Here is a 20,809-nt window from a genome sequence, read left to right as displayed (position 1 = left end):
AGTTCGGCACGGTTGATGGGAATCAGCGACGAAATTCGGTTTAGCATTTCACTGCCGTGGCGACGCTGAAGATTCCCCAGCGATCAACCAGCATTTGATCACGACCAAACCCTGCCTCGCGGACCAACGCATCCATTTCCGCTTGGCTTCGGCAACGCATCACCCACGGATCGCCGTCGCGGTTGGGCAGCACTCGTGCGATCATTTCTTGTTGAGGATGCCAAGGCTGGTCGGTGTATAGCAATCGCCCGCCCTCGACCAAAACATCGGCGACACCCGCTAACGATCGTTGGACGGGCTGGTTGTCGGGGAACAATTCGTACAGCCCCGAAACAATCGCGATATGAACCGACCGATCACCGACGGCGTCACCGATCTTCGCCGGATCAAACGCATCACTTTGCCGAAACTCGACGCGATCAGATAGTCCCAACTCGGCGGCGATCACTTTTCCTTCGGCGATTCCACCGGGGTCGCGATCGCAAAGGATCGCCCGAATGGGTAAAGATTCGTTGCGTTTGAGTGTCTCTAGAACGTATCGGCCTGGGCCCGCCGCAATATCCAGGATCGTGATCTCACCAAAGCGATCGATCTGCTGCGCGATCGCTTCATCGAGTAAACGTTCCATGTTGACTTTGCGTTGGCGGATTCCCTGCCAACCAATCGAATCGAGGTATCCTCGATCGATCAACCGGCCGATCGGCGTGGTGCCCTCAGCCCGGTTGCGATAGACATGATCGAGCGATTGTCCCGAATCAAAACCGTCTCGCCACCCAATCCGAACTCCTCGACTGAGCCGACCGGCCGTTCCTAAGGAAAGACTTTGCAGTCCGAACCACGCGCGGCTGATAGCCGATGGCGGCTGTTTTAGTTGTTCGTACGTGGAAAGCGATCCCTTCGCTGCCGTTTCGCTTGGCAACTCAGCGGTTGGCGTTACGAAGCGTTCGCGAATGAAATCGCCACTGCGGCGAATCACGTCGCCGCGACCGGCTTCCCAGAATGTGCTGTGGTAGAAGTCGTCGAGTACCTCAATTTGCTTATCCGTCGACGACAACCGATTAAAGAACTGATGCTGCACGTCCTGGCGAACGACATAGTCTTTGCCCGATACGAACATCAGCGTCGGCGTGTGGATGGCACTAGCGTCGTTCACCAAACGAGTCGACGCGTCGTACAGATCTAACAGAATGTTGGTTGCAATCTGAGGCGAAACTAGCGGGTCGTCGGCGTACGCTTTGGCTTGGTCAGTGTCATGAGTCAACATTCCTGGGCGGACATAGCTCTTGATAAAACCGCCCGGCCGAATGTGATTCCACAAACGCAAGGCCGGGATCGCCAGCGGAATGTATAATTTGATCCGAAACGCCGGCGTTGCCAAAACAAGTGATCGCACCGGAGCCGCGTAGTCATGAATCCATGTCGCCGCCAGCACCGCACCGACACTCTGGCCGACGACAGCCATTTGATTCAGTGGGATCTTGTGCATTTTTTCGATGTGTTTGGCGAACTCGTCAGCGTCCTTCACCATGCGCGAAAAACTCTCCGCCGCACCACGCTCGCCGGCGGTCCGTCCGTGCCCCCTCGCGTCCCAAGCAAAGAACCAACAATCGTCCAACTCACTGGTGTCGACAAAGTTTTGCCATCGCCCCGAATGCTCGTGGCCACGGTGGAACATCATCACGGCCTGATCGGATGGTGAATCAGGTTTCCAATAGCGATAGAAAATTTCTTGACCATCGCTCGCCAAAAATGAAGATTCCGTTACCGCTCGCATGATGGGCTCTCTGGGTGATCGAATGACTAAAAAGTTTCAGGTCAACTAGAAAGAGCCCATCGAACCCGATCGTATTCACGCGATTTCAAATTTGGTTAGAATTTTACATTCGGATTCGGACGGTGACCAACGCTCACGACCACCGTGCAGATCTCACCGCATCATTTGAACCCATGCGACATTTTATGATTCTTCAATCGGAAAGCGACGTTCGTGTTTTGATTCGACGATTGCTTTTGTCGTGCCTGTTGATTGCACTGATCGCGCAGTTAGTTCAATCCCAAGATTCGGAAATCAACGAGATTCAAGTTGGTGATTACGTTCGTTTCGAACTTCGGGGCAACACTTACCAGGGACCAGTCATCCAAGCTACGACCAACGGAAGACTGCTGATTGTCGACGTCAGCGTCGACGATCGGAAAAGCCGACGCCAAGTAAAACGGGAAGCCTGCGTTAGACTGACGCCGGCCGAGATGAATTCAGTATTCAAGCCTGTTCCTCCGGCTTCGAAGTCGGAACCGATTGAACTTACGATGCCGACCCTTGCCGAACCTGGCGAAGGGGAAGAGATCGCGTTGACCAATGAGCAACTTCCATCGGTCGATGTTTCGAGTCCGACAGTGCTTGACTGGAGTGGTTTCCAAGCCGGCAAGCGGCGGATCAATAAGGTGCCCTTTGACGCTGATCCTGATCTGCCTTACGTCCTGGACATCTCCACGGGAACGGTGGTTTACAGTGTCGCCTCAGACCACTCGACCGACATCTTTGTTTCGACCGACCGGCCGTCTGATTATCGACTCGTCCGCATCAAAAACCATACCGTGCGGATCGCCGATACTTTACCTCAGCATGGCGTAGCACTTGGCCTGATTCGTGACGAAACCGACCACGACAAGGGACTCTGCGTGATTACGGGACTGTCGACTGGACAACCCCGAGTTGCCTCAGCGTGGTCGCTTCCCAAGCAAAAAGTTCGTCCTTTGTACTGCCACTATCGTCGTTTGTTGCCTGATGGTTCCGTCGTGTGTGTCTACGAAAACACGCTTCGGGTCTTTGACGGTCGCGATGGTCGCCTTTGCTGGCATTGCCCTGTGCCTGCCTTTTTTGAGCCCGCTGTTTCGCAGGGAGGTCGATGGTTGGCAATCGCAGCCAACGGACGCCTGTTTGTTGTTGAGGCATCCACGGGACGCTGCGCAGGTAGCATTCCAAATCTCGGCAAAGAGACGATGCAGCCTTGCTTTTCTCCCGACGGAAAAATGCTTGCGGTGTACGGCGAGAACCGTATGGTGATTACCCGAATCAACGACGGCAGGGTTGTTCTTGATCATCAGGCGAACGTTGACCTGGCTCCCTTCGGTGGCGAGAGTCTGTGGACAGCCCCTGCGGTGCTGGTCACACCCGGCGGATATCTAATGGATCTGCGCAAAAATATGCTCGTCTGGAAGTATCAACTTCCTGCGGATGTCAACGAATGGATGGGGGCGCCGGAAAGTGGATGGATTCCGATAATCAACGATGATTGGTTGTCATTCGTTAGGATTCCACACCAAGATGTGACGCAACTCAGTGCTGCCGTCGATCAAAATGCCTTGGTTGCAATTCAAGCAGGGGATTCGCTTCGAATTGAAGTCGAAATAAAAGATGATGTCCGAGGCGATGTGGATGCATTCAAAGCCAATTTAACCAAGGCTCTTGAGTCCAGCGGATATCGTCAGGACATCAGTGCTGAAGCACTCTTGAAAGCCGAAGTGGTCCGAGCAGCTGAGCGAACCGATCACTACATCAATTTTGGTACTGGAAAAACCGAATCGATCACTTACCGTCCGTTCGGAGCCCGTGTGACCGTCGTCCATCGAGGCGAAGAGCTATGGTCCGCCAACCAAGCGGGGAATCTCAACTATCACATTGCTGGAGGTTTACAGCGGGCGGCCAAGCAACTTGAACAACCTCCGGCCAATCTATTCCAAACGATGCAATTACCCCGTCGGTTCCTGAGCAAAAAGTTTCAGAACGGCCTCGGGAAAAGCTCTGTGTCGATCGATGGCGTCAAATAATCACGGCTCATCCAAATCGCGGGTGAGTGTTTCTAGCTTATGCCATCTCCCGGATGGCGGTTCCGACCCGTGGTGACGAAAAGTTTACGAGGGTAGTTCTTGCTGTCGACGAAACTGCGGAACGCTACGGACTGTCGTTCACGATGCGGTCGATTGGACGTTCGCGGAAGAAGCACACGCAACCGAAATAAGCATCAGAGTCAATTATTGCCGCGGGCCCCTTGTTTCGACCCTTGTTTCGCTCATTTTTGATGACCATTGTCGTGATCAAAGATCAATCGAAAACGAACGACTCTGACTAGGAAGTAGCCGCCAAATCGGAAGAGGAGTGGATCGTCGATGAGATATTGGGCAAAGGTTAGATTGAGGCGAATTGCCCTGCGGTTACGGGGCGAGATTCGCTTTCACTGATGCCCAGCTGGGACGAATGTCCGCAACATCCCACATCGCAAGATTGTCGATGTAAATCGTACCTTTGTCCGTCGCCGTGATTCCAATCGTGTAATTGGCGAAGTCGGCACCGACGCCTGGATCGCTTGCGTAGATGGTGGGGCCGTCTTGGAACCGGACCAAGAATTCGTCTCCTTTGATTTCGATCATGACGTGGTACCACTGGTCTTGCTGTAGAACGAAGTCACTTTTGGCGATCGCCTTCTTCTCGTGATCGACCAAAATTTGGCTGCCATCCGAACCGAAATAGATTCTTCGTAAATGGTGTCCCGCTTCGATCATCGGCAGCAGCTTGGTTCCTTTGCCCCCGACGATTTTGAACGAGTACTTCAAGATCACATCGCGCGGCGAGTCTCGAATTTGCAGTCGGGGTGCCGTTCCGAGATGCCCATTCCCTTGAGCCTTTTTCTTTGCTTGGTATTCGGGCGAAGACTCCGTCCCGACCAGCATCCCTTGCTTTGCTTTCCAGGTAGTTCCTTGGCCGCAGACAAAGGACTTATGGTTCTTGTCGACAACAAAGTCGGTTTCGAAATCCATATCCAGTACCACCTTGCCCGGCTTCGCCAGAATCGGTTGCAAGTGGTTCAATTCGGCCGCTGCGGCCTCTTGGAACACCGCGAAGCTGATCAGCATTGCAACTCGAATCATGTTTGTTCTTGTGACATTCATTTGGCATCGGTGATTGGAGGTAGAAATCGTTCACGACGGAGATTGTAACCACCCCCTTGCGTGCGGTCACCAAAGTCAGGGTTTTGAAGGGCAATTGAGCATTGCAAATGCCTCGATGGCAGCGTTTGCAACGGAGCCCAAGCCCAACCCGCGACTTAACCTCGCTATCGAATAATCACTCCATGATGGGCTGATCGATTTTCATAGTCACACTGCTGGCGATACTTATCGGGTTGGACGTTTGCGGCTGGTGCGATGTGTTGGAACGGCTCGGACGCATGTGCAAACGTGCTGCTGGGACGCCGGAGAGTCTTGTAGAGGAAGCGAACCGAAACGGGCAACGGTTGCCTCGCGGATGAGCGAATCTGCTGAGAATATCCGCGGCTCAACAAGTCGAGCGACCGCGAATCGACGGTCAACAGCAGAAACGGTTTTCCCGTTTTCTGCTGTGACGGTTTGTCACGAGGAAAAATCGTTGGAAGCCAATCCGCGATCATTCCAGGGGACGGTAGACAAATTTAGGAATGCTAACGATCGAGCGGACAACAATTTCACTGTTTTGATTCAACGCGATGAATTGGTTGTTTTCGTTGGTCTGGGCGGACACCCAGTTAGGCAACTTGATTCAGTGCGATCCGTGCTCGTCGGATCACCGTACCGACGCCGAGCAGCGTCAAGACTGACAAGTAAATGGTGGTGCCGGCGGGGCTGATCCTGTCGAGTGCGAGTAGCGTTGCTAGTGTACCCATCCAGAACGCTCGGTCGCTTTTTCCCATCGGACCGGCGTAGCCTCGGGGGCTGCCGATTTGGATGGCGATGACTCCGGCGAATTCAATAATCACGGCTTGTAACACGAAGGCGACGATGCCCCACATCGGAACGTTTGGGACTAGTGCCATTGGCAGGTAAAGCGCCACGTCGCTGATCACGTCGCCTAGTTCATTCAGTACGGCGCCTAAGCGGCTTTTCATTCCAAATTCGCGAGCCAACATGCCATCGATCGCGTTGAGTGCCATGCGGACCAGTAAGAGGATCGGCATCGCTGCCAGTGCCCACCATCTGTCTGGATAGGCTGCGATCAATGCGCCGCCAATGAACGACAATGCGACCGCGCCGATCGTGACCTGATTCGCTGTCACGCCGGCTGTTGCCATGCGTGTGCAGATTGGCCGTAGTAGGTTTTGAAACTTGGGTTTTAAGTCGTAGACGCTGGGCATGATAGTCGATCAGCTCGATTGAAAGAGTCGGCGTATCTCGGGACGAATCACAACGGCCGGGCGTGCCGTTCGGATCATGTCGAACGCTTCGTCGGCCGATGTTGTTCGTTCGGTTTGGATCAACCACGCGGCGACGATGGCAACGCTGCGTGAGTATCCTGCCTTGCAATGTACCAGCACTCCGGTGTGATGGTGTTGCGAGATGAAGTCGACGGCTTGGTCGAGTTGCGACTGCGAAGGCGCGGTTAGGTCCAGGATCGGGAGCTCGAGTCGCGTGATCCCATTAAGCGATGCTGGTTCGTCGAATGCATTGCATACATCGATCACGGCTGACACTTTTTTACCGACGATATTACTGGCTTCGGCCTCGGCAAGATGTCGACCGATCCAAACGCCATCAGCGACATGGTCGATCATCGCCGACTGGCGTGCGTAGTATTTCCACGACAACCACTGCGCCGCCAGCACCGGTCCGAGCACTAGCTTTGCCGGCCAACTGATCTGGCCCGCTTCGCGGCGATACACCGACGGTCCTAGCCATCCGTAACCCGTCGCAACGATCGCGCAGGCAACCGCAGGCCACAGCATCAACCAACTAAAAGACGGTACAAAAATGACGGGCAATGCAAATCCGATCGCCAGTATCGCGTAGCCAATCGCGAATCGGCGTCCGCCTGTGTGTGGTGTTTTCCAGGTTCGGCCGTCGATGAAGTACATCACTAAAACTGCCAACACAAAGCCGCCGACCACATCGATGACATGGTGCTGGTAAAGGAGCAGGGTCGAACAGCCGATCAGAAAGAACCAGAAGTGTGAAGCAACTCGCGTTATTCGGTTGGGACTGTGTTTATCAAAGTGAACGGCCAGCACGGTTCGAAGTGCGATGTGCATCGACGGACACAGGTTGTAAGGCCGGTCCATGGCGGTGAACCAGTTGTAGATGTCGCCGAAGAATCCTGACGCGATGGGGCGCTCCACGGCCAACTGCAGCGGGAATAACAGAAAACAGGTGGCGGCGGCGATCACGACGGCTGAAAATCGAAGGGCCAAGACTTTCAGTTCTTTTCGGTCGCGGCACAGAAACGGGGCCGCTACAAAAAACAGATCGATCGACATGTAGGGCACGATCATGATTGGTACGAAGGGAATCCACCGTTCCCATTGGTAGTACCAGGTGCTGACGTCGGTCTTGAGGCTGGTCACATACGACGCGCCACCGTAGAGCACCAAGAACAGAGCCGACGTCACAAACGCGACTTTCGCGGCATCGGTCAACGAAACGCGATCAGGAGAGATTGAGTCGTCGATGAGCGATTCGTCTTGGTTCATCGGCGGATGTCTTCAAATCGTGCTGCTGTGAAGCCCAAATTGGCGGTGTCTAGGTTAAGAGCCTGACTATCTTGCAGCGCGGCGCAGATTTTTGCCGTCGGAGGCTCTATCTTTTGAGACTCTTACAAAGACAACGCCATGATGAATCACCTCGCTCCCGAAGTTCGCACAACGCTCCTTTGCCTGTTTTCGGCGTTGGCGGTGTCCAGCGCGATTACGATCGGGTTGAAGCGATGGAAGCCGGATCGTGATTTTCACGAACTGCGGTGCCGCGTACGGACGTGGTGGGCGATCGTTGGAATTTTCTCGTTGTCGTTGATGTGGTCGACGACCGCGGCGATCGGCTTCTTTGGGTTCGTCAGTTTCTTGGCGCTCAAGGAATTCCTGTCGATGACGCCGACACGCCGCGCCGATCGGCGGGTGCTGTTTTACGCTTATCTTTCCGTCCCGATTCAATATTGGCTTGCCGCACGCGGTTGGTACGGCATGTTCATCGTGTTCATTCCGGTGATGATGTTCGTTTGGCTGCCTACGAGAATGTGGATGATCGGACAAACCGATGGATTCTTGCGTGCGGCCGGTTCGTTGCACTGGGCGTTGATGATCACCGTGTTCAGCCTGTCACACGCCGCGTTCTTGCTGGTCGTGTCGCCTGGCGAAACGGCTCGCGTGGCGGCTGAGTTTCCGTCGGCGATTGCCGAGACGAGTCCTGGGCCAGGGCTGTTGGTGTTTCTGATTCTGATGACAGAACTGAACGATATTTTTCAGTATCTTTGGGGCAAGTCGATCGGCGGTGCCAAGGTCGCTCCGCTGGTAAGCCCGGGCAAAACTTGGGCTGGGTTGGTTGGCGGTGTGGCGACCACGGTCGTCGTTGCGGCGATCGTCGGGCCTCGATTGACGTTGATGGATCGGCCGAGTTCGTTGGCGGCGGGAGTCGTGATCGGACTGGCTGGCTTTGCGGGCGATTTGTGTATGTCGGCACTCAAGCGAGACTTGAAGATCAAAGACTTTGGCGCGACATTGCCCGGTCACGGCGGCGTTCTTGACCGAGTTGATTCGTTGGTGTTTACGGCACCGTTATTCTTTCACTTCGTTTACTACATGTACGGTTGATGGAAAATACAGTCAATCGACCGCTGCGTTATGCATTCTTTGCATTGGTGGTCCGTCCGCTGATGATGATCGTGTTGGGCACGAACGTCCGACGCGTTGCGCAGTTGCCCGAGACGGGGCCGGCGATCATCGTTGCCAATCACAACAGCCACTTGGATACGTTCGCGCTGATGAACGTGCTTGGGCTTCATCGGCTTGCCCGCGTGCGTCCGGTTGCGGCAGCGGACTATTTTTTAACTCGCCCGCTGCGCCGTTGGTTTTCGACTCGCATTGTTGGCATCATTCCGATTGATCGCACGAAGGCGCGTCGCGAGGACGGCAAGCATCCGCTCGAGCCGATTTCCGAGGCGCTGCGTGCGGGCGCGATCGTGTTGTTGTTTCCCGAAGGGAGCCGCGGCGAGCCGGAACAGATGACGGAGTTCCAAAGCGGTATCGCTCACTTGGCCAAGCGACATCCAGACGTTCCGATCACTCCGGTGTTCATGCATGGGCTGGGCAAGGCACTGCCCAAGGGGGAAGCGATTCTTGTCCCGTTCTTTTGCGACATGTTTGTGGGCACGCCACTGGAACAGGGCCTCGGGAAGAAGGAGCTGATGGATCAGTTGACCGGCGCGATGCAGCAGTTGAAGGCCGAGCTGCCTGTTGAAAGCTGGTGATCTGTTTTATGGTGGTCACTACTTTGTGGTTGTCAGACTATCGACCGCATATGCTTCGATCTCGAACGGGTTATCACGATACCCGTCGCGGCCGCGAAGGGATAGCACCAACCAGCATGCCAAGTAGGCTGGTACGAATGCGATTCCCCATCGCTCGTATTGCCGGACATGCACGCGTTCGTGATTGCGAGTGACATTCAGGGAAATCGGATCACGGCCGAGCACGACGTGACCGAGAGTCATCGCCATCGCGGGCACGAGCAGTCGCCCCAGTACGTTGGCGACGCCTCGGCCATGAATTTCAATGACTCCATCGACACACTGAAACCTGCCGCCTAACAGCAATCCGATCGTGATGCCCAAGATCGTGTTGGGCGACGCCCACGAATAGGCGATCGTGCGAGCGGCGATTCGGATGAAGTTTGGCAAAGTCGCTTGCCTTTAAAAACGAGAACAGCCCGGAACCTAGTCGCGATTTTGATACGCGCCACAAGAGTCCAGGCTGTTCGCTATTTCGTGCAGTGTCAATAGTCAGTGTTTACGCTGACTGGTGAACATTCAGATTAGGCTTCGTCGTCGAAATCGTCGTCAAGCGATTCTTCACTGGATTGCGCTTCGAAAGCGGGGTCGGCAACTAATCCAAGCTGGTCAGCTTGGTCGTCGGTCAGTTGGCAGTAGCCGAGGCTACGGATGACTTCCAGCACTTCGCTGCAAGTTGGGAACATGCGTCCCGAGTCTCGTTTGTAATCGTCCATGGCTTTCATGAACTCGATTTCTTGGCCGCTGTAGTCTCGTTCGCAGGTGGTCGGGTCGATGTGACGTCGACGTTGTTGTTTGCGACGGGGACTCTTGATCACACCGGTATCAACAGCTTCGGCTTTTGCGTCACGTCGATCCTTGCCGCGGCGATCAAGAGTGATGATATTTTTGTCTTCAGTCGAAGCAGTCTGATCGGTTGTGGAGCTCGAAACGGCCATGCTATTTAAAATCCCGTGCGGTGGATGTTGGTTTGGCAAAACGGACCCTTCAGCGTCGAATCCGCCCCCCGGCAGCTCGACAGGCCCGACTTGAGATAGGCTTGCAAAAAAACCTAGCACGTCGGTTAGGCAAACTTGAGCCAATTCGGAAGCTTTGTCGGATAGAAAGGCGTTATCGCCTGCGTAAGAGAACCGGTTGTTCCGGTTGTTCCGGTTGTGGCGTTTGTGGGCTCGCGACGCCTTGCAGAGAGCTCGGTTTTTCGCGGCCACGCCGCTGAATTGGCTCGGCGAGTCAGCTAGCCCTGTTCGTGAATCAATTCAACGAGTCGATCGAGTAATTCAAAGCCGCAGACGCCGCGCATTGACATTTCACTTGGTTCGCTTCTGTGAAAACAGCCACTGGTGTACTTTGGGGTCACCCGTCGGTACGCCGTGGCAAGCGTGGCCGGCGCCCTTCACGACGACCATTTCGATGTCGACGCCGGAGTCTTTCAGTTCTTTTGCCAGAGCAATGCAACGTTTGTTCTTATTCAGATCATGGTCGTTTTCACCGACCCAGCCTCGGATCGGAGCTTTGATTTTTCCGACCACACTTTTGGGATCGACCGGGCCTGAAACGGTGATGGCGGCGGCGTAACGATCGGGATCGCGAGCGAGTGTTTGAAAGGTGCCCTGTGCACCGTTTGAAAACCCCATCAAGTAGACTCGCTGCGGGTCGATCGGAAGATGCTTCATCAGGTGAGCAACGGTAGCATCGAGTTGTTCAGGGATTTTTTCCCAGCCGCCCTTCGGCGGATAGTAGGGCTGGACCACGAAGCATGGATTCTGTTGTTGTTTTGTTGCCGTCGTCCACGGTTTGGCGATCGCTTGGGGAGTGAATTCTTCGCCTGGCTTGGCATTGTTGCGCCGCCCGTGAAGGACGACGAGCAACGGGTAAAGTTTTCTGCCGGTGGCGATTTTCTTGTCGCCGTGAATCCAAAGCGGAAGCCCGTTCTCGGCCAGCGGCTCTTCCGCGTGCATGAACCTGCCCTGAATCAGATCTTGATAGGGGGTCTTCGCGAAACCCTGGGCCGCTGAATCCTGGTTCCCTACGTGACTCGCAAGCAAGGCTACGAGTAGTGAGAGTAAGAGTTTCATGACTGTGCGAATCGTTTTACGGTGACCGCGGCGAGGGGCCGTTTGAAAAGCATGCGATGAATTGTCTGGCGACGGACTAGTTGTCAATCGCCGTGCGCAGTTCTTTGACAAAATTAGCCACAGCGGTGACGGCGCTTGCTTGGTCCGGTGCTGCTGCCATTCGTTTGACGATTGCGGATCCGACGATTAAGCCGTCGGCGACGGGCGCCAGTTTGGCCGCTGTTTCGGGACCGCTGATTCCAAACCCAATGCAAATTGGCAATTCGGTTTGCTCTCGCAGCCAACCGACGTTGTCGACCAAGTCATCTGGCAGTGCGGTTCGTTCGCCGGTGATGCCCGTGACTGATACGTAGTACAGAAAACCCGACGATGAATTTGCGATCGCGACTTGCCGTGCACGTGGCGTGGTCGGCGTCACCAGTTGGATTAAGCTGAAGTCGGCTGCCTTGCAGATCTTCGAAAGTTCGGCTGCTTCTTCGACCAACAGATCTGGCACGATCGCTCCGGCGTATCCGGCTGCCTTGGCTTGGTCGACATACTTGGCAAGCCCCACTCGATAGATGATTGCGTAGCTAACCATCGTCACCAGTGGCGTTTGGATGTCGCCCGCGATTTGTTGTCCCATGTCAAAGATTTGGCCAAGCTTGAATTTCTTGTCCAACGCCCGTTGGTACGACGCTTGGATCACGGGACCATCGGCGATCGGGTCACTGTAGGGGACACCGACTTCGCACAAGTCCGCGCCTGCCGGTCCAACCGCTCGCAGGATCGCGGCTGTGGTTTCGATATCGGGATCACCAGCGGTGATGAAAGGCATCAACGCCTTGCGGCCCTGCTTGCGGAGATTGACGAAAAGTTGGTCGACTGCGGACATGGAGAAATAGAGGTTAGGCGTTAGAGAAATTGTCTTAGGACAGTGTTTTGAGTTTCGCGTCCAGCACAGCGGCGATCATGGACATTTGAAACCATTGGCCGAGCACGTAAGTGTCGATCGTTGGAAAGTGAGTGGTTGTCGTCGGGCATTGCTGGGCAGCTAGTCGCACGTTGGTAACGTGTTGTGCCGATTCAGCAAGGCCGGGGATCGTTTGATTGCCGACCGCCACTGGATCGTGGCGATCATGGTCGACGGCGATGTGATTGATCATTTTACCGTGATGTTGGCCGTCAAGGTGGTTCGTCTTCCTCAGTTGATCATGCCAGCGCTGGGCCGACGCTAAAGTGCGGGTGCACGGCTGAAGTACTCGGACTGGATTGCCACGATGTTGGGCCATCAATTCCCCAACCGCGATCGACTGCAGGACCACGTTTTCAGCATAGTCGGCGCTGTTGAAGTGTTCGTTCATCGCCACCGCTCCTTCGAGCAACTTGATGCAATCGAGTCCCAGCATCGCCGCGGGCAGCAAGCCAAAGGGGGAAAGGACGTGACCGAATACTTCTTGGGGGTCCGTGAAGACGACCTCGCATCCCATCTCATCAGCTTGCCTCGCTAGCTCGCCTTCCGCTGCTGTGACTGGGATCACCAACCGGGGTAGCCAATTGCGTACGTCCGCGCCCAGTGAGTCTTTCAAGGCCATCCGAAAACGTTCAAAAGCAACGGTCGTCGCGGGGTTATTGCCGCTTGGGTCCATTGCGATGATTGCCCAGCGGGTTTCGGCCAATGAGTCGCCGTAGCCGCCTTCGGTCATGCGGTGAATCAGTGACGCGGTGGCGTCGTTGTCGAATCGATCGCCGCCAAAGTACATCCGAGGCTTGCTGCCGCGGGCGGCACGCGTCAACTCGTTGTGGTAGGGATCGCAGCAGGCGTCTCGCATCGCCCGAGCGCCGATCGTGACTTCGTCGGATCCCAATACAACGACGGCGTCAAAATGATCGTGCAGCCCATTAGCGACGGTGAAGATTTTTCCAAGTTCGGACGCTTCACGATCTGCCAAATAGGCCGCGTGCTGGTTTTCTGGCCGCCGGAAAAAATTGGTTTCGTCGAATTGTTCAAACTGATCGCGAAGTTCGATCAGTGGTCCGGACAGCGAGTCGATTTGTGACTGAGTGATCCCAAATTCGGCACTGATACTTCCGGTGGCGTCGAATCGAAGGAGGCTCATCAGGTGAATTTCAAGCGGGATCAGGCGGGAAGATTTTCAGCGGCGAACCGCAAGCCTAATCCATCGTGACGCCGTGACGTAGCGGGAGTTCCGAAGTCGGGTGAAGTCGGATAGCCTAAACCTAAAACACCCGTCCCCGCGTCCCACCGTCAAAGCCTCACGTCAAATACCGTCACAAAATGGCGGGGCAACCAGGAGCAAATAACAGTGCAAATTCGCCGAAAACCAGTCGTTTTGATCGTTCGTGATGGATGGGGCGAGAACCCCAACCGTGATGCCGATGCCACCAACGCTATTGTCCAAGCCTCGACGCCTGTTTCTGACCGGCTGATGAGCACGTACCCCAACGTGCTGGTCAAAACGTCCGGCGAGGACGTCGGGTTGCCGGCGGGCGTGATGGGCAACAGCGAGGTAGGCCACCAAAATATCGGTGCTGGCCGAATTGTCGACCAAGAAGTGATGCGGATCACCCGTGCGATCCGCAGCGGGGCTTTCTTCACCAATTCGGTCATCAAGGGTGCCGTCGACCACGTCAAGGCAAGCGGCGGAACGTTGCACTTGATCGGATTGATGTCGGACGGACGTGTTCATAGCGACGTTCAGCATGCATATGCGTTCATTCAAGTCGCCAAAGACGCTGGACTTGGCCGCGAAGGTTTGGCGATCCATGCGATCACCGATGGTCGTGATACTTCGCCGACCAGCGGCGTCAAGTTCGTCGGCGACTTGGAAAAAAAGTGCGAAGAAATCGGTGCCGGCCATGTGGCAAGTGTCATCGGTCGCTTCTTTGCCATGGACCGTGACTTCCGCTGGGACCGCGTTCAAAAAGCTTATGACTTGTTGACCAAGGGGTCTGGTCGAACGGCCAAATCGGCCGCCGAGGCGATTGAACACTACTACAAGAATCCCACGACTAAGTCGGTGACCGGTGACGAGTTTGTCGAAGCGACGACCATCGAAAGCGCAAGCGGCCCGTCGCTGATCAAACCAGGCGATGCGGTCATCTTCATGAACTACCGCGGTGATCGGCCTCGTGAATTGACCAAAGCATTCGTTTACGACGATGGCCCGTGGTCCAAGATCGAAGGCGGTGGTTTCGATCGCGGGGCCAAAATCGATAACCTGTATTTCGCCACAATGGCGGGCTACGAAACCGGTTTGCCGGTCGAAGTCATCTTTGAAAAGCCAGCCAAGATGCCTCACATTTTGGGAGAGTACATCAGTTCGCTTGGGCTGCATCAGTTCCGCTGTGCCGAGACTGAAAAGTATCCGCATGTGACGTTCTTTTTCAACGATTATCGTGATGAACCATTCGGGGAAGAAGATCGCGGTATGGCACAGTCGCCTCGCGACGTTTCGACGTACGACCAAAAACCTGAAATGTCAGCGGAAGAAGTCGCGTCAAAGGTCCTGGCGGAAATCGAAAAGGGCGAGGCTGATATGATCGTCGTTAACTTTGCTAACGGCGACATGGTCGGACATACCGGTGTGTTGGCTGCGGCAATCAAAGCTGTCGAGACCGTTGACGCTTGCGTCGGCAAGGTCGTCGATGCGACGCTAGCCAAAGGCGGTTCGCTGATTGTGACGGCCGACCACGGCAACTGTGAACAAATGGTCGATCCCGAAACGGGCGGGCCGCATACTGCTCACACCACGTTTGATGTGCCGCTAATCGTGGTCGAGCCAGGCCTCGAAGGCAAGAAGCTTCACGAAGGTGGGCGTTTGGCGGATATCGCGCCGACTGTGCTGGCGTTGATGGGATTGCCCAAGCCTGATGAGATGACCGGCGAATCGCTGGTTGATCTGTAAGCTGACCGGAATTGGCTTCGGCATCGACCGCGAATCATACGAACGGACACGAATTTGACCCTATCAAATTCGTGTTTGTCGGATGTGATTCGTCGTGGGTCCTAGTACGAGTGCAAAATCATTCGTCGCCCTTGGATTTTCGGCGACGTTCCACCAGCTTCTTGATCTTGGCTTCTCGCTCTTTCAAACGTCTGACACGTTCGCGGAAATTCGCTTCGAGTCCTTTGACTCGTTGCGATTTGTCCTGCAACTTTTTCGCCGCCGCACGAAGTTTCTTTTCGGTTCGATCCAGTTTCGCCGCTTTCGCGTCCAAACTGGCCTCGGTGTTGGCAGTACTTTCACGGTGATCCGTACCAATGCTCGAGTCATCGATCCCGGACACGGCGCTGCCGTAGTCCACACCGATAGACGATCCCAGGCCGATCGATGATTTGCTGGAATTGTCAACTTCCAGGACTAGGTCGTCGTCGTCGTCCCACGCCATGTCGTCGGTGTCGATTTCAGCGTCGTGCCATTCTTCCTGATCGTCAGCGATACTTTCTTTATCTCGTGATTCCAACACGTCTTCGCGTAGCGGGCGACCGATCAGACGCAGCAAGAATTCTGGCTGGACAAAGATCATATTGGCGGCAATCATCATGCTGCCGAACGTGATCATGCCCATAAAGATCGCGATGCCTCCGTGGACGGCGATGGCGGTAGCGATCACCAACGGACGTGTCAGGCGAGGCCAAACGAGCGCGGCGTAGGTGACTTCCCAAAACAGTGTGAGGTGAGACAGCGAAGAAGCGATGCGCGGAAACTTGCTGATCCAAGTCAGGTCTAGCGATTGGTATTCGAAGTTCCCAGCGGAATACCACATCGCCGTGCCATCCCACCACGAGGTGCCTCGTGCCTTGGCCAGTCCACCAAACAGATAGATAATGCACAGGTGCAGTTGCAGTAATCGGGTGGCGATATTGGCAGCCACCGACGGCGTTGGTTGTGGAAACAGCCACGCTAATCGGCGGTCGGATTCAACCCGATCGCCAAGCCGATCGCGGATCCAAGCGTCGACGCTAAGCCAACTACCGCAGGGCGACAGCATCAAGTACATGACCGAGTAGGTCACGATTTGGTCGAGTCCGAACAGGGTGCCCGTCAGCCGATGCAACAGCATCAATTGCAGTAGCCAAGCGATCGGCGCGGTAAACCGAGTCAGCAGGCCGACCGCAAAGCAAGCCGTCACGGCGATCGTCAACGCATGGTGCAGCCAGATCACCAGCGGGTTGTTCAGGTACCAAACATAGGTTCGCCCCCAATCTGAATTTCCGAAAGCGCCGTCGTGCAGTCCGCGAGCCACGACGTCATTGATCCACGCATCTTTGCCAACAAAGGACAGCAGGTCACTGGCAAGAACCAGGTGCGAATACAGCAGCATCATGCCGGTGAAAATCCGCAGCACTGCCAGCATGTGTGGCAACCGTGGTGTGAACCAGAAGCGATCCCAGGCTGTGATGACGCTGGTCGCCCAAGACTTCGAAGCGGCAATCAAAGTGCCGAGCGGCGACAAGTGTTCGGATGTTGGCGTCTTGGCGCTAGTCGAAGAATCATTCACGAGGCTACCTCGTCCGTGGTCGCGTCGGATTTGTCGTCAGACTTCCCTTCGTTTGTTTTCTCCGCTTTGTCGTCCTCGAGTGAGTCTGTTTGTTCGGATCCTGTTGGTGCTGGAATCGTTTCGGGTGGCCGGTTGGGCGCGACCAAATCACCGACTTGGTTTTGGCCTGGCAATTCAATTGGGGTGTCCAGCATCACGCGATAGGATCCGGGATCGTCGATTGGAACGGGCGATTCGCGGTAACCGATCAGGTCGGGGATCAAGTGTTCGATTCGCCGAATGGCGACATCTTGGCCTGGGTACTGTTTCTTCAGATGGTCGACTATCGACTGGCGAATGTGCTCGTAGCGGGCTCGGTTAAGGACCCAGTTTTCGGCTTCTTCACGATCAAGTTCGGCCAGGCCTGGTGGTGGCCCAGGCGGATAGTAAATCTCGTTCAGAAATTCGGCCAGCATGAAATGCCGGTGGTACATCAACCGAGGACGTTGGTCGTCAAGATTGGGGAACATTCGCTCGATGCGAGTGCCGTCCTTCGACGTGATCGCCGCTTGGAACAAGTGGCTGGGGCCCGGGTCGGGGGCAAAGAATGCGTATCCGCGATCCGCGTAAATCGCTTGGCTATATCCGTGAAATGGCGCGATTGCCGAGTCGATGATCGGCGACATTCCGAGCGACCCGCGAGCTTGGAATGAAAGCGGCGGTAAAAAGATGGCTAACAGGTGCCCAATCAAAAGTACGCTCAGAAAGAAACGACTTCGGGGCGTCAGAGCGATCGACGGGCGAGGCGTCATGGAGAATCGAATGGGTCGAATCGGATGGGTCGGATGAGTCGGGTCGGGCCGAATGGATCAGGGGCGCTGACCCTCATCATCAGCGTACTTCGATGCTTTGCGTTGTACAGTCGGGATGCTTGCTCGCTGTGTCGATCCTTGTGAAATGTCAGAAAAACAGTTACTGGTCGAATCGTCATCACAATCGATTAAATTCTCTCGGCTTTGAGTTCTTGCGATTTTCCACGAAAAAAGCCGCGTTCCTAGCAGGAACGCGGCTTCATCGATGAACTTGTCTCGCTGTACTGTTTAGCGACTAGCGATGGAATCGTCGTTGAAGTCGAAGGTCAACTCGGTGGTTGATCCGGCTTCAACATTGACAGTTCGTTCTTTGCTGACCTTTTGGCCGGCAACTTCGGTGGTGACGCGGACCGTGTAGTTGGTCCACTGTTCGCCAGCCTTCAGTTGCTTCGTGCGGAACGTTCGAAGCGTGCCTTCGCCGTTAGTTGCGTTTCCGGCCAACGATACTTCGGCGTTGACTGGCACGTGCAACTTGACGACGGTGATGACATCTTGCTGAGCTGCTGCGATGTCGTTTTCGTTCGCTGCTGCGGTTTCTGGGATGTCGAACTCGACCGTTTCGGCGTCACCAGGACGCAGTTTGACGGACTTGGTGTCCGTCTTCTCTTCGCCAGCGACTTCGTAGGTCACGTTGACGACGTAGGTGTAAACGAAGCCTTCTTTCAAGCCACGCGACATGAACTGGCGAACGTTTCCATCGCTTTTGGTTGGATGTCCGTTGACGGTCACGACTGCATCACCAGGAACGGCAACGGTCAAGACAGCCGAATCGGATTCAATCGCAGGCTTGGCCGATTCGTAGCGAACCGAATCGATGATCGTGTCGGTGCTGATCGGTGCACTTTGGATCGACGATCCTTCGATCGGAGCCGAATCAAAGGTGCTGCCACCGTCGATGATTGTCTCACCCATGTAGCTGCCGCTATCGATAATCGTTTCACTCATGGGAGTGTACGATTCGTACGACGACTGGATCGTCGACGACTCGTATGCAGATTCGCCCAACGAAACTGAATGAACGACTGGGCTGGCATAGGCGCTGTACGACGATTGGCCGCCGCTGCTGCCGCCCGATGATCCACCAGAAGATGATCCCGAGTAGCTTGCGTATGTCACGCCGCCGGACGATCCACCCGATGATCCACTGCTGTGGGCTGCTTTGCGAGCATGCAGTTTGGCGATCAGGCGTCGAATCGGTCCCACGCGGCCGCCACCGCTGCTGCCACCGGACGAGCCAGCGCTGATTCCACCGGACGAGCCAGCACTGATTCCACCGGATGATCCGCCGCTGCTGGAACCCGAGTAGGAAACGGAGTAGGAACTCGCTGATCCACCGGACGAACCGCCCGAAGATCCACCGGACGATCCATTGGATGCGTGGCGGGCCTTGATGCGAGCGAACAAGCCCATGTGGCCTCCACCCGAACTTGCTGATCCGCCGCCAGACGATGCGTACCCACCGCCTGATGATCCGCCCCAGGATCCGCCAGCGTCAACCGCCGTTGTTGATCCGAGAGTGATCGCGGCCGCCGCAGCGACCGATAAAATTTGTGAACACTTCATATTCGCACCAATTCTCCTGCTGTTTCTTATTGATGGGGTACGCCAGGGCACTCCGTCCCCCCCGTGGTCGAGACCGGTGCCGAATCAAAGGATAACGAACTGGATGTTATAGGCAAGCTGCCTTGGCGGATTTTAGGGCTGGGGAGGTTTCGGATGAGTGGGGTGCCTGCGAGGGCCTGGTCGTTTGGGTTCTTGGCTTAGTCGATCTTTTCGATCTGGACATCGTCAAAGTCTGCGGTGCCCGTTGCGCCGAACAAGCCGATCCGCAGAATCGCTTCCTTGGTTTGCGGAGGCACGCGGACCAGCCGGCTGCTGGAGCGCCAGGACCGGGATCCTCGGAAGGGGCCGATTGAAAAGGTGCCTAGGTCTTGCCGTAATTTGTCGTAAAAACTGATTGCGACCGCCGGCAGGGCTTCTTTGGCTGGGCCAATCGCGACATTTTCGGTGCGGCACCTTCCACTCAACCGAATCATGGTGACTTCTTGGCCGTCGATCGCGATTCCCTGCAGCAGGTGCGAACTTAGGCCGGGTGTTTCGTTGGTGAAGCGAGCGAACGCCTTTCCGCCTTCATTGTCGGGAGCAGCTTGTGAATTGACCTGGGAATTTGCCGGCGCGGACATCTCGACGCGGGCAACTTGTCGGCCGTAATACCAGCCGGGGATGTAGTCTTCGAGATCTTTCTGGGCACCCTCAGCCGCCAATTCGAAGTTGCCGTTGATGACTTGCGGGTGGGCCGGGTCAGGTTTCAGTTGCCGGCTATCTTCTGCCGCGCCGGTCATCGGAACAAAGAGGGTCGGCTGCAGTGGTTCGCGAACGAGTTCCCCACCCGTTTTGGTCATGCGATACAGCGTTTGTTGGTAACGTTCGCCGACGGGAATGATCATTTGTCCGCCTTCGCGCAGTTGTTCGACCAAAGGTTTGGGCACTGATTCAGGGCTGCACGTGACGATGATTTTGTCGAAGGGCGACGCATCGGGCCAGCCTAGAAATCCGTCACCGATGCGAGTAGACACGTTCGGATAACCCAACCTAGTCAACGTCCGTTCGGCTTGCCGTCCAAGTTCGTCCACGATCTCGATCGAATAGACGTGTTCGACAAGCGGGCTCAGCACGGCGGCTTGGTAACCGCTGCCGGTTCCAATCTCGAGCACTTTGTCGGTGGGCTGTGGATCAAGCGCCTCGGTCATTGACGCGACGATGAACGGGCTGCTGATCGTTTGCGAACTGCCGATTGGAAGCGCCATATCGAAATACGCTCGCGGCAGTTGGCTGCTAGGCACAAATTCGTGCCGAGGAGTTGATCGTATCGAATCGAGCACTCTCGAGTTCGTCACACCGGCGTTGGCGATTCGTTGATCGACCAATTTGTTTCGAACCGCCGCGTACGGATCAGCGGCCGATGCGTCGCCAGGCAAAATGAGGCCTGGCAGAATGATTCCGGTCATGATCAACACCTTCTGACTGATTGCTAGGAACTTCATAATGACCTTGGATCGATTCGCACGAGTTTGATG

General features: G+C 55.5%; 17 protein-coding genes. 4 read left to right on the top strand and 13 right to left on the bottom strand.

The annotated features are described in order from the left end of the window. Window positions 1–40: 40 nt before the first annotated feature. Window positions 41–1,774 (bottom strand): bifunctional alpha/beta hydrolase/class I SAM-dependent methyltransferase, encoded by a 1,734-nt coding sequence (locus Poly59_RS02280; protein ID WP_146532444.1) that lies wholly within the window; start codon window positions 1,772–1,774, stop codon window positions 41–43. Window positions 1,775–1,959: 185 nt separating this feature from the next. Here Poly59_RS02280 and Poly59_RS02275 point away from each other — a divergent pair, with 185 nt between their 5' ends. Further along, on the top strand, window positions 1,960–3,828 hold the full coding sequence (locus tag Poly59_RS02275; protein WP_186775967.1) for a WD40 repeat domain-containing protein: 1,869 nt from the start codon (window positions 1,960–1,962) through the stop codon (window positions 3,826–3,828). A 384-nt stretch (window positions 3,829–4,212) separates the two neighbouring features. On the opposite strand, the gene Poly59_RS02270 is transcribed toward Poly59_RS02275, so the two are convergent. The 3 genes from Poly59_RS02270 to Poly59_RS30575 form a co-directional block, all read right to left on the bottom strand. Further along, on the bottom strand, window positions 4,213–4,926 hold the full coding sequence (locus Poly59_RS02270) for a hypothetical protein (RefSeq protein WP_146532442.1): 714 nt from the start codon (window positions 4,924–4,926) through the stop codon (window positions 4,213–4,215). A 632-nt stretch (window positions 4,927–5,558) separates the two neighbouring features. Beyond that, window positions 5,559–6,164 carry a CDP-alcohol phosphatidyltransferase family protein gene (locus Poly59_RS02265; protein ID WP_146532441.1) on the bottom strand — a complete coding sequence of 202 codons (606 nt, stop codon included), beginning with the start codon at window positions 6,162–6,164 and terminating at the stop codon, window positions 5,559–5,561. A gap of 9 nt (window positions 6,165–6,173) precedes the next feature. Beyond that, window positions 6,174–6,581: a dual specificity protein phosphatase family protein gene (locus Poly59_RS30575; RefSeq protein ID WP_390621434.1), complete on the bottom strand. Its 408-nt coding sequence runs from the start codon at window positions 6,579–6,581 to the stop codon at window positions 6,174–6,176. 1,050 nt (window positions 6,582–7,631) lie between these two features. On the opposite strand from Poly59_RS30575, the gene Poly59_RS02255 reads away from it, so the two are divergent. Continuing rightward, complete coding sequence (locus Poly59_RS02255) at window positions 7,632–8,606, top strand: phosphatidate cytidylyltransferase (RefSeq protein ID WP_246151321.1); 975 nt, start codon at window positions 7,632–7,634, stop codon at window positions 8,604–8,606. After that, on the top strand, window positions 8,606–9,262 hold the full coding sequence (locus Poly59_RS02250; RefSeq protein ID WP_146532439.1) for a lysophospholipid acyltransferase family protein: 657 nt from the start codon (window positions 8,606–8,608) through the stop codon (window positions 9,260–9,262). The genes Poly59_RS02255 and Poly59_RS02250 overlap by 1 nt, the downstream gene beginning before the upstream one ends. 18 nt (window positions 9,263–9,280) lie before the next feature. Here the strand turns inward: Poly59_RS02250 and Poly59_RS02245 are convergent, their stop codons facing one another. The 5 genes from Poly59_RS02245 to Poly59_RS02225 form a co-directional block, all read right to left on the bottom strand. Then, entirely contained in the window at window positions 9,281–9,691 is a 411-nt protein-coding gene (locus tag Poly59_RS02245; protein WP_246151320.1) for a hypothetical protein, read from the bottom strand. Between the two features lie 134 nt (window positions 9,692–9,825). After that, the gene (locus Poly59_RS02240; RefSeq protein ID WP_146532438.1) at window positions 9,826–10,239 is read right to left on the bottom strand and encodes a hypothetical protein; all 414 of its coding nucleotides are present in this window, start codon (window positions 10,237–10,239) and stop codon (window positions 9,826–9,828) included. Window positions 10,240–10,608: 369 nt separating this feature from the next. Further along, complete coding sequence (locus Poly59_RS02235) at window positions 10,609–11,376, bottom strand: carboxylesterase family protein (protein ID WP_146532437.1); 768 nt, start codon at window positions 11,374–11,376, stop codon at window positions 10,609–10,611. 76 nt (window positions 11,377–11,452) lie between these two features. Further along, on the bottom strand, window positions 11,453–12,250 hold the full coding sequence (trpA, locus tag Poly59_RS02230; protein WP_146532436.1) for a tryptophan synthase subunit alpha: 798 nt from the start codon (window positions 12,248–12,250) through the stop codon (window positions 11,453–11,455). Window positions 12,251–12,284: 34 nt separating this feature from the next. Further along, a complete protein-coding gene (locus Poly59_RS02225; RefSeq protein WP_146532435.1) occupies window positions 12,285–13,475 on the bottom strand; it encodes a glucose-6-phosphate isomerase in 1,191 nt (396 codons plus the stop codon). A gap of 207 nt (window positions 13,476–13,682) precedes the next feature. On the opposite strand from Poly59_RS02225, the gene gpmI reads away from it, so the two are divergent. Next, on the top strand, window positions 13,683–15,284 hold the full coding sequence (gpmI, locus tag Poly59_RS02220) for a 2,3-bisphosphoglycerate-independent phosphoglycerate mutase (protein ID WP_146532434.1): 1,602 nt from the start codon (window positions 13,683–13,685) through the stop codon (window positions 15,282–15,284). 118 nt (window positions 15,285–15,402) lie between these two features. Here gpmI and Poly59_RS02215 read toward each other — a convergent pair whose 3' ends face one another. From Poly59_RS02215 to Poly59_RS02200, 4 genes are all read right to left on the bottom strand, one after another. Continuing rightward, window positions 15,403–16,881, bottom strand: coding sequence for an HTTM domain-containing protein (locus tag Poly59_RS02215; protein WP_246151319.1), 1,479 nt, complete (start codon window positions 16,879–16,881; stop codon window positions 15,403–15,405). Further along, a complete protein-coding gene (locus Poly59_RS02210; RefSeq protein ID WP_146532433.1) occupies window positions 16,878–17,672 on the bottom strand; it encodes a hypothetical protein in 795 nt (264 codons plus the stop codon). Before Poly59_RS02210 ends, Poly59_RS02215 begins: the two co-directional genes overlap by 4 nt. Before the next feature lie 288 nt (window positions 17,673–17,960). Continuing rightward, window positions 17,961–19,295 carry a TIGR03000 domain-containing protein gene (locus Poly59_RS02205; RefSeq protein ID WP_146532432.1) on the bottom strand — a complete coding sequence of 445 codons (1,335 nt, stop codon included), beginning with the start codon at window positions 19,293–19,295 and terminating at the stop codon, window positions 17,961–17,963. A 197-nt stretch (window positions 19,296–19,492) separates the two neighbouring features. Then, entirely contained in the window at window positions 19,493–20,776 is a 1,284-nt protein-coding gene (locus tag Poly59_RS02200; protein ID WP_146532431.1) for a protein-L-isoaspartate(D-aspartate) O-methyltransferase, read from the bottom strand. Window positions 20,777–20,809: the final 33 nt, after the last annotated feature.

This window comes from Rubripirellula reticaptiva (assembly GCF_007860175.1).
GTDB classification, from domain to species: Bacteria; Planctomycetota; Planctomycetia; order Pirellulales; family Pirellulaceae; genus Rubripirellula; species Rubripirellula reticaptiva.
The sequence above is the reverse complement of the archived record's forward strand: the minus strand, read 5'-3'. Positions and strand labels throughout refer to the sequence as shown.

Bases quoted from the DNA above. Each gene is read 5' to 3' on its own strand.
- Poly59_RS02280 (WP_146532444.1), bottom strand. From the start codon at position 1,774: ATGCGAGCGGTAACGGAATCTTCATTTTTGGCGAGCGATGGTCAAGAA.
- Poly59_RS02275 (WP_186775967.1), top strand. From the start codon at position 1,960: ATGATTCTTCAATCGGAAAGCGACGTTCGTGTTTTGATTCGACGATTG.
- Poly59_RS02270 (WP_146532442.1), bottom strand. From the start codon at position 4,926: ATGATTCGAGTTGCAATGCTGATCAGCTTCGCGGTGTTCCAAGAGGCC.
- Poly59_RS02265 (WP_146532441.1), bottom strand. From the start codon at position 6,164: ATGCCCAGCGTCTACGACTTAAAACCCAAGTTTCAAAACCTACTACGG.
- Poly59_RS30575 (WP_390621434.1), bottom strand. From the start codon at position 6,581: ATGATCGACCATGTCGCTGATGGCGTTTGGATCGGTCGACATCTTGCC.
- Poly59_RS02255 (WP_246151321.1), top strand. From the start codon at position 7,632: ATGATGAATCACCTCGCTCCCGAAGTTCGCACAACGCTCCTTTGCCTG.
- Poly59_RS02250 (WP_146532439.1), top strand. From the start codon at position 8,606: ATGGAAAATACAGTCAATCGACCGCTGCGTTATGCATTCTTTGCATTG.
- Poly59_RS02240 (WP_146532438.1), bottom strand. From the start codon at position 10,239: ATGGCCGTTTCGAGCTCCACAACCGATCAGACTGCTTCGACTGAAGAC.
- Poly59_RS02235 (WP_146532437.1), bottom strand. From the start codon at position 11,376: ATGAAACTCTTACTCTCACTACTCGTAGCCTTGCTTGCGAGTCACGTA.
- trpA (WP_146532436.1), bottom strand. From the start codon at position 12,250: ATGTCCGCAGTCGACCAACTTTTCGTCAATCTCCGCAAGCAGGGCCGC.
- Poly59_RS02225 (WP_146532435.1), bottom strand. From the start codon at position 13,475: ATGAGCCTCCTTCGATTCGACGCCACCGGAAGTATCAGTGCCGAATTT.
- Poly59_RS02210 (WP_146532433.1), bottom strand. From the start codon at position 17,672: ATGACGCCTCGCCCGTCGATCGCTCTGACGCCCCGAAGTCGTTTCTTT.
- Poly59_RS02205 (WP_146532432.1), bottom strand. From the start codon at position 19,295: ATGAAGTGTTCACAAATTTTATCGGTCGCTGCGGCGGCCGCGATCACT.
- Poly59_RS02200 (WP_146532431.1), bottom strand. From the start codon at position 20,776: ATGAAGTTCCTAGCAATCAGTCAGAAGGTGTTGATCATGACCGGAATC.